This window comes from Pseudomonas sp. MPB26, assembly GCF_046605355.1.
In the GTDB taxonomy this organism is placed as follows: Bacteria; Pseudomonadota; Gammaproteobacteria; order Pseudomonadales; family Pseudomonadaceae; genus Aquipseudomonas; species Aquipseudomonas cedrina.
Genome location: NZ_CP176793.1, coordinates 4,973,993 through 4,983,301, shown reverse-complemented (window position 1 = coordinate 4,983,301; position 9,309 = coordinate 4,973,993). Strand labels below are relative to the sequence as shown.

At 62.9% G+C, this 9,309-nt stretch carries 3 protein-coding genes; 2 read left to right on the top strand and 1 reads right to left on the bottom strand.

What is annotated here, in order from left to right:
* Positions 1 to 9: 9 nt before the first annotated feature.
* Entirely contained in the window at positions 10 to 6,420 is a 6,411-nt protein-coding gene (locus tag ACLH0H_RS23020) for an amino acid adenylation domain-containing protein (protein WP_411379766.1), read from the bottom strand.
* Between the two features lie 468 nt (positions 6,421 to 6,888).
* Here ACLH0H_RS23020 and ACLH0H_RS23015 point away from each other — a divergent pair, with 468 nt between their 5' ends.
* Complete coding sequence (locus ACLH0H_RS23015) at positions 6,889 to 7,683, top strand: helix-turn-helix transcriptional regulator (protein WP_411379765.1); 795 nt, start codon at positions 6,889 to 6,891, stop codon at positions 7,681 to 7,683.
* Between the two features lie 47 nt (positions 7,684 to 7,730).
* Positions 7,731 to 9,125 (top strand): efflux transporter outer membrane subunit, encoded by a 1,395-nt coding sequence (locus ACLH0H_RS23010; RefSeq protein ID WP_411379764.1) that lies wholly within the window; start codon positions 7,731 to 7,733, stop codon positions 9,123 to 9,125.
* The last annotated feature ends 184 nt before the right edge of the window (positions 9,126 to 9,309 follow it).

Below are 9,309 nucleotides of genomic sequence, written 5' to 3'. Positions count from 1 at the left end.
GGTGCAGGATCAGATCCGCCGCTTGCGGGTGAGCTGCGGAAGGGTGGTCGGCGCGATGTCGACCTTGTGCGTTTGCCGCGAGGATTGCGCCGCCAGTGCCGCCAGCGTCGGCTGACTGAAAAGCGTGCTGGCGTCGACATGCAGCCCGGCCTGACGCATGCGCGCCACAAGACTCACCGCCAGCAACGAATGCCCGCCCAACTCGAAAAAGTTGTCGTTGCGACCGACCTGCTCAATGCCCAGCGTCTCGGCCCAGACGCGCGCCACGGCCTGTTCGATATCGCCCTCGGGCGCCACGTAGGCACGACTGAGCAAGTGCTCGGCGCCGGGGGCTGGAAAGGCCTTGCGATCGATCTTGTCATTGGGCGTCAGCGGCATCGCCGCAAGCCGCACAAAGGCGGCCGGCGCCATGTACTCCGGCAATTGCTGCAAGACATGCTTACGCAAATGCTCGATGCAAGGCTCAGCGTGGCCGTCGCGCACGGTGAAATACGCTACAAGGCGCTCATCGCGCACCAGCACCACGGCCTCGCGCACGGCGACATGCTCAATCAGCCGCGCTTCGATTTCTCCCGGTTCGAGACGCAGACCGCGCAACTTCAGCTGAAAGTCGGTGCGGCCGAGAAATTCGAGATTGCCGTCCGCCTGATAACGCACGCGATCGCCGCTGCGATACAAACGGTCCCCCGCCACGAACGGGCTATCGATAAAGCGTTCGGCCTGTATCCCGGGCAATCCGTGGTAACCACGCGCGACGCCAATGCCGCCAATGTGCAGTTCGCCGCCGACGCCCAATGGCACCGGCTGATCGTTGCCGTCAAGCACATACAGCCGCGTATTGGCCAGTGCCTTGCCGATCGGTATGACCCGCTCGGGTACCGGATCATGGGGTTCCAGGGTCCAGGCGGCGCTGTCGACCGTGGTTTCGGTCGGTCCGTAAACGTTATGCAGGCGCACCCACGGCAAGCGTTCGCGCATGGCACGGGCCAAGGCGACGGTGAGGTCGCCACCGCCACAGAACACGTCGGTAAGGCTGGTGCAGGCACTGACATCGTCCTGTTCAAGGAACTGCTGCAACAGCGCCGGAACGAACTTGACCACGCTGATGCGTTGCTCGCGAATCACCTGCGTGACGTAGGCCGAATCGCGGTTGCCATCGGGACGCGCCAGGACCAGCCGCAAACCGGCGCTCAATGGCCAGAAAATCTCCCACACCGAGCTGTCGAAGCTGAACGGTGCCTTTTGCAACAGCGCGCCATCGGCGGTCGGCGGCCGGATCTGCGTGCCCCAGTGCATCAGGTTGCAGACACTGCGGTGCTCGATCATCACACCCTTCGGCGTGCCGGTGGAGCCCGACGTATAGATCATGTAAGCGAGGTTCGACGCACTCAGGCCCGGCACCTGCAGATTGGTGCTCGGCGCCTCGTCCCAGGTGCTGTGGTCGAGGTCGACCACGGCCACCTCCACTTCGCCCAGCAGATTGCGGGTCGCCGCGTGCAGCAGCACCGCCACCGGGGCGCTGTCGCGCAACATGAATTGCAGACGCGCCAGCGGATAATCCGGGTCCAGCGGCACGTAGGCGCCACCGGCCTTGAGAATGGCGAGCAGGCCGATCACCAGCTCAAGGCTGCGCTCGACACAGATCGCCACGCGTGCATCCGTTTGCACCCCTTGTTCACGCAGGTGATGGGCCAGACGGTTGGCCTGTTCGTTGAGTTGCCGCCAGCTCAGTTGCGCGTCGCCGGCCTGCAACGCAATCGCATCCGGCTGGCGCTGCACCTGCTGTTCGAACAGCCTGTGCAGTGGCTGCTCAAGTGGGCATTCGACTGCGGTTGCGTTGAAGCGGGTCAGCAACTGATCTCGCTCTGTCGGTGACAGAACCGGCAGCCGGCTCAACGGCAGGCCCGCGTCCTGTTCCAGTGCGTCGACCAGGCCGCCCAAGGCCATGTGCATGTAATCACCGATGCGTTGCGCGCCAATGCTGATCACTGCCCTGGCGGTCAATTGCACGCCATCGCCGAAATCGTCAACGCTCAGGGTCAGCGGGTAGTTGGTGCGTTCCTCGTTAGCGAGGGTTTCGATGCCTTGCCAGTCCGGCCCTTCGGCATGGCCGAGCTGACGGTCGGTGTGGCGATAGTTGAGCAGCGCACTGAACAGCGGGGTCGGCGCAGCCACGCCACTGCATCGCTGGGCCAGGGCCAGCGATGCATGTTCATGCCCAAGCAATCGGGTCAAACTCTGGTGGGTAGTCTGCACAGCGGTCCGCGCAGACGCAGCGACATCGACGCGCAACGGCAAGGAATTGATGAACACCCCGAGTGCGCGGTCGGCGCCGTCGCCGCCCTGCATGCGCCCCATCAAAACCGTGCCGAATACCACTCGTTCTTGCCCCGATGTCGCTGCCAGCACCTGCGCCCAAGCCAGGTGAACCAGGCTGGCGACGCTGACGCCGAGCCGGCGTGCCTGCTGACGCAGTCGCCCGTCCAGTTCGCCGGCCAGTTGTTGCCGCGACTCCTCGATACCGCGACCATCGCCTTGTACGTCGTGCAAACCGAACGGCAGCGTCGGTTCGTCGATATCACCGAGCATCTCGCGGAAAAAATCTTCATGTTCCGCTTCGCTGACGCCCAACCGTGTCTGCGCAACATAGTTGCGGTACGGCACCGCTGGCGGCAAAGGCCAGCGCTGCCCGGCAAGGCTGGCGGTCATTTCTGCGCGCAGCACTTCAAGCGCAATGTGATCGAGCGCAAGGTGATGAAACAGCAACACACCGACAATTCGCGCCTTGGCTGGGTCGCGGGCAAACATCAAGCGCAGCAGCGGTGCCTGGCTGACGTCGAGGCGGTAACGGCGCGCATCAAAGCGCTGATGCAATTGTTCAAGCACGTCGCCCTGCGCGGGGTCGATAGCCATTTCCTGCACCGGCAGTTCAGCCTTGCGCAGGACCACCTGTACTGGCGTGACCAGCCCCTCCCAGACCACGGCGGTGCGCAGGATGTCGTGACGGGCCATGGCCGCGCGCAACGCGTCGGCGAAGGCTTCGACGCGCTCCAGGCTGGCGAAAGCCAGATGCGATTGCAGCAGGTACGGATCGCCCTGCGCGGCAGTGATGTGGTGATAAAGAATGCCGTCCTGCAGCGGCGCCAGCGGATAGATGTCCTGCACATTGGCCGCGCCGCCGGGCACACTGACCACAATGCGGTCGAGCGTAGCCTGATCCAGTTCAATCAACGGCAACATGTCGGGCCTGATCGTGGCGCAATCGGCCGAAATGCGATTGGCCGGCACCTCGATTTCGCGCCCGCTGCCGACGGCCGCCGCCAATGCGGCCAGCGTCGGTTGACCAAACAACACTTGTACATCACAACTCATGCCGAGCTGGCGCATGCGTTCGATGAGGTTGACCGCCAGCAGCGAGTGCCCGCCCAGCTCGAAGAAATGATCGTGCCGCCCGACTCGCGTCACCTGCAGCACCTCCTGCCAGATCTGCGCCACTGCGCGTTCAACTTCGCCCTGCGGTGCCACATAGTCGCGGCGGACCAGAGCGTCCGGCCCCGGTGCCGGCAAGGCCTTGCGGTCGATTTTGCCATTGGCGGTCAGCGGCATCGCCGTCAGGCGCACGTACGCTTGCGGCAGCATGGCACTGGCCAGGCGGGCTTGCAGATACGCGTGCAACTCAAGGACATCCACCGGCCGGCGCTCGCTGAACCACGCCAGCAACTGCCCGTCGCGCGCCAGCACCACCGCTTCCTGAACGGCATCGTGATGGCTCAGCGCGGCCTCGACTTCGCCCGGCTCGACACGTACACCACGGATTTTCACTTGATCATCGCTGCGCCCCTGATATTCCAGCGTGCCATCGGCGCGCCAACGCACCAGGTCGCCGCTGCGATACAGGCGCGCAGCCGGGTCGTCGCTGAACGGGTCGCGCAAGAAGCGTTCGGCGGTGAGATCCGGGCGATTCAGGTAACCGCGGGCGATACCGACGCCGCCGATGTACAGCTCGCCGGTGATGCCGATCGGCAGCGGCCGCTGCTGTTCGTCGAGAACGTACACCGTTGCGTTGCTCACGGGTTTGCCGATATGCAGCGCTTGTCCGGGCTCGATTCTGCCGAACGTGGCAACCACCGTGGCCTCGGTCGGGCCGTAGTTGTTGATGACCTCGAACGACTGCGCGCGGCTGAACCGGCGCAGGCGATCACCGCCGATCAACAGCGTGCGCAGGGTCGGATGCTTGAGTCCGCGGCTGAAGAGATATTCGGCGATGGGCGTCGGCAGGAAACTGACATCCAGTGGTTGCGAGCACCACCACCCCAGCAGCGCGTCGATGTCTTCGCTGCCGTCATGGGCCGGCGCCAGGTGCAGGGTCGAACCGGCACACAGTGCCGGCCAGACTTCCCAGGCCATCGCGTCGAAGCCGAATCCGGCGAGGCTGGAAGTGTGCTGGCCGGGGCCGAGGCTGAAAGCCTGACAATGCCAGTCGATCAGGTTGCCCAAAGCGCGGTGTTCGACCATCACGCCTTTGGGCAGACCCGTGGAGCCTGAGGTGTAAATCACGTAGGCGAGGTTCGCCACGGTCAACCCCGCCACCATGGGGTCGGCATCGTTGCCGGTCGTCCAGTCGCGCAGGTCAAGCTCGATCACCGGCACTTGCAACTGCGGCAAGCGTGAGCGCAAATCACTTTGCGTCAGCACCGCCAGCGGTGCGCAGTCCGTCAGTAAATAGCTCAAGCGCTCGCTCGGGTGCGCCGGGTCAACCGGCACATAGGCCGCGCCGGCCTTGAGCACACCGAGCAGTCCTGCCAGCGTATCAAGGCCGCGACGGGCGACAACGGCCACGCGGTCATCGGGCTGTACACCGAGTGCAAGCAGATCTCGGGCGAGGGCATTGGCCTGGCTGTTGAGTTGGGCATAAGTCAATTGCTGCCCTTGATAAACCACTGCGATAGCGTCGGGTTGCTGCGCTGCTTGCGCAGTGAAACGCTGAGCAATTGTCTGGTCTTGCGGGAAGTCCACTCGCGTGTCGTTCCATTGCTGCAATTGCCTCGATTCGTGCGCTGTGCTGAGGCAGAAATTCGCCGTCGACAACGCCGGCTGCTCCAGACCTTGCTCGATAATCAACAGCAACCGTGCGCCCAGCGCTTCAATTTCCGTGGCATCAAAGTACGTTTGGTCGTAAACCAGGTGCAGCCAGGCCTGAGCGTTAAAGCGATTGCTGCGCAGATGGATCGCCAGCGGCGTGGCTTCATGGCCATTGGAGACTTTGAGGGTGTGTGCCGAGGCCGCGCCGTAGCGATAATCGTGGTCGTCCTGCTCGTACGACACCGACACTTCGAACAGCTGGGCCCGGTCCTCGCGCAGCAGCCCCAGCGCTCGATTCATCTCGCTCAGGGAATAGCGCTGATGGCGCAGATCCTGCTTCAGTTCAGCTGCGATCGCGCGCACCAAGTGTGCAAATGGCAACTCCTGGGCAAACCCCAAGCGTACCGCGCTGACCTGGGCGAACAAGCCGAGAGTGGTTTTGAAGCGCGCGCCCGAACGGTTGAGAATCGGCAAGCCCACCACCCACTCGTCCCGTTGCGCCGTACGGCTGAAATACACGTGCAATGCCGCCAGCAACACATGGAAAGCCGAAGCACCGAGCTGTCGCGCCGATTGCTGCATACGCTGATGCAGCAACGCGGGCATGGCTTGCACATGCGCCTGTGAGGGTCTTGTGCCTTGGCCGGTACCCTGACGATGCCGCGGCAGCAGCAGCGGCTCCGGCGGCGAACGGTACTTGTCGAGCCAGTAACCGCGGTCGCGAGCGTGCCGATTCGAGCGCTGATAGCGTGCGTCGTCGGCAATGAAATCGACATAGGACGGTGCCGAGATCGACGGTGATTGCCCCTCGCTCAGCGCGCTGTAGATTTCACCCAGCGACTTGAGCATCTGGCCAAAGCCCCAGCCGTCGAGAATCAAGTGATGGGCCTGGGTCGCCAGCCAGTGACGCTCATCATCCAGACGAATCAGGCAAAAACGAAACAATGGCTGGCCATCCAGGCGATAGATCTGCTCCATCTGCTGTTGCACCAATGCCCGCGCCGCTGCTTGCGCTTCGTCATGCCCGCGAAGATCAAACAGCGGCATCCCCACCGCCATCGTCCGCGCAAAAGTTTGCAGGGGCATGCCATCAGCGCCAGCGCCCGGCAGCAAGACAGTGCGCAGCGCGTCGTTGCTCGCGACCAGAGAGGCCAGCGCCGCCTGCATCAGGGCCTGATCCAGCGGGCCATCTAACTCTACGTATCCACCAATGTTGTATAGCGGTGAATCACCGCGACTGAGTTGATCCAGCCAGATATCCCGTTGGGCGGCGGTCAGCGCAAAGGTATCGCAAGGCGCGGACAGTTCGTCCGCTGCGGGAGCAGAAGTGGGCTGCATAAGATCCATCTCATGTGATTTGCCGGTTATTCAAGCATCGGCTCTGTTTCTGGCATGACACCTGAAACCCGGACAAGCGCAGCGCGCCCCTGCCCCGCTCGCCCTGGAAGCCGTCCTGGGGCGCGCCTTTGCCGGTTCGCTGAGGAAAGGACTGAAACATATGTAGGAAAAACGCCATGATTCAGTAGTGTTTTTCGCTGGGTCCTCGTCGGAGCAAAGACCTCATCTGCCGACAGCGCGGGCGTTCGGCGCGACCCGCACGTCATTAACGCCATTTAACGCAAGCGTCTGCGGCGGGCATCCCAGCGGGAATAGTGGCACTTTGTGTCCCTGTTCTCCGCTACAGACGCAGGGCAAGCGCCTAGATTAAATTTCGCTCGATCAATTCAAGGAGAGAGGATTGCGCGATGGCTTTTGCGTGAGCGGCAGACGAAGCGGTGATGACTCTGAACCAGGGATGAGAAGGACATGAATCTGACCGGTTGTATTCGCAACATGGAAAACCCGCATTTCTACTGGCAACTCGGAGAGCTGATAGCCAGCATCGGCGACGATCATTTCGCCAGCAATATGTTCCAGTTGGTTGACACGCTGGTGCCGGTCAACCGCCTCGACCTCAGTGAATGGATATTGGACGAGCGCCAGGCCAGCGTGCTCGAGATCAAGCCACTGGGCAGTGCGGGCCTCCCCCCCGCCGACAACTGCAACGCAGCGATCGAGCGGCCTCGCGATAATCCGCTCCTGCAGAAAATGATCAAGATGAACGACTCGCTGCTGATTCAGCTGAAAGCGTCCCTGTTACCGCGCCATCCGCAACACGGCGTGCATCAGTGCAACCTGGTGTCGCGTACCTCCAATCGCCGTTGCGTGATTTCGGTGTACCGGCCGCATACCCAACGGGTGTTTTCTCTTCCGGAGCTGGCGTTTCTCAAGAGTCTGTCCGACACCTTGCTGCCGCTGATCGAACGGCATGCACAGATGACCCGGCAAAGACTCGGCCGGCAGCCTCGCCCGGCGCCGGCCGAGCCGGACCAAGCGCCACTCGCGCAAATCTTCGATGACCGGCTGGCGCTGAGCGATATCGTCCTCTCGGCCCGCGAGAAAGAAGTCTGCCTGGGCCTGCTGACCGGCGCCACCGTGCCGCAAACGGCGGAAAAACTACGGGTCAAGAACAGCTCGATCGAGACGTATCTCAAGCGTGCCGCGGCCAAGCTTGGGGTCAGCGGGCGCCATGGACTGGCCAAATGGATGGCCGGGGCTTGAACTCATCTCGATCTCGACCGTGTCTGCGACTGAAAGGTGGCTGTGTCATGACTGCGTTACGCCTTTCCCTGCTATCGACGGTGGTGCTGATGGTGGGGTGTTCGTTGATTCCGGATTATCAGCGTCCGTCGTCGCCAAGTGCCGCGATGTACCCGATTGCAACGCAGCCAGCCACGTGCCGCGAAGACTGGCGCACGCTGTTCAACGACCCGGCCATGGAGCAACTGATCGAAACTGCCCTGGTCAATAACCGCGACCTGCGTGTGGCGGCGCTGAACGTTCAGGCGTTCCAGGCGCAATACCGCATTCAACGCGCCGACCTGCTACCGGCGGTGTCGGCCAACGTTAACCAGTCGCGCCAACGCATGCCGCCCAGCATCACCGGCGGCCAGGCGCAGATCACTTCGGCGTATGCGGTCAATCTTGGCGTCAGCGCCTATGAGCTGGATTTCTTCGGCCGGGTGCGCAGCCTCAGCGAACAAGCCTTGCAGGGTTGGCTGGCCACCGAACACGCGCGGCGCAGTGCCGAGCTGAGCCTGGTGGCGAACGTTGCCAATGCCTACCTGACGTGGCGCGCCGATCAGCAGCTGCTTGAACTGAGCCAGAACACGCTCGCCGCCGACGAACAGAGCCTGCGCCTGACCACGCGCAACCGCGAGGCTGGCAAGTCCTCGGGGCTGGAGCAGGCGCAGGCGCGGACCCGCGTCGACAGTACGCGGGTCAATGTGGCGCGCTACCAGCGGCTGGTCGCACAGGACCTGAACAGCCTGACGCTGCTGGTCGGTGCGCCGATTTCAGCGCAATTGCCGGCGCTTCCTCTGGCCAGTGAACGGGTGCCGCCTGTTCCGGCCGGGCTGCCGTCGGACCTGTTGCAACGGCGCCCGGACATTCTCCAGGCCGAATACCGGCTCAAAGCCGCCAACGCTAATATTGGTGCAGCGCGCGCGGCGTTTTTCCCCAGTATGAGCCTGACTGCCAATGCTGGCACTGCCAGTCGCGATCTGTCTGGATTGTTTAGCGCGGGCTCCGGCGCGTGGACATTCCAGCCGCAGATCAGCCTGCCGATTTTCAATGCCGGCGCCCTGCGCGCGAGCCTGGATTACGCGAAGTTGCAGAAAGACGTCGCCGTCGCCGAGTATGAACAGGCGATTCAGACAGCATTTCAGGAAGTCGCCGACGGACTGGCGGCGCGCAGCACCTATGGGCAGCAACTGCAAGCCCAACGCGATTTGGTGCAGGCCACCCAGGACTACTACAACCTGGCCCGCAACCGTTACCGCAACGGCGTCGACAGCAGCCTGACGTTTCTTGATGCGCAGCGTTCGCTGTTCACTTCGCAACAAGGTTTGATCAGCGACCGCCTGGCGCAACTGATGGCCGAGGTCAATCTTTACACCGCGTTGGGCGGTGGCTGGCAAGCTGATGAGCCGGCCGCGCGGTGATCTTCGGTCACAGCACCTGCACAAGAAGGAGTGATTCCGGGCTGTGCCATTTGCTTCTACTCATAGCCAGTCAGGCGGAAAGCGTCCGGTCTGGATAGTTACCCGCGGATTTCTTGGGTAACTAATGGGGTCGTGAAGCTGCCGGCTGCTCCACTTGTAGCGACCCTATGAGTTCAATGAACCG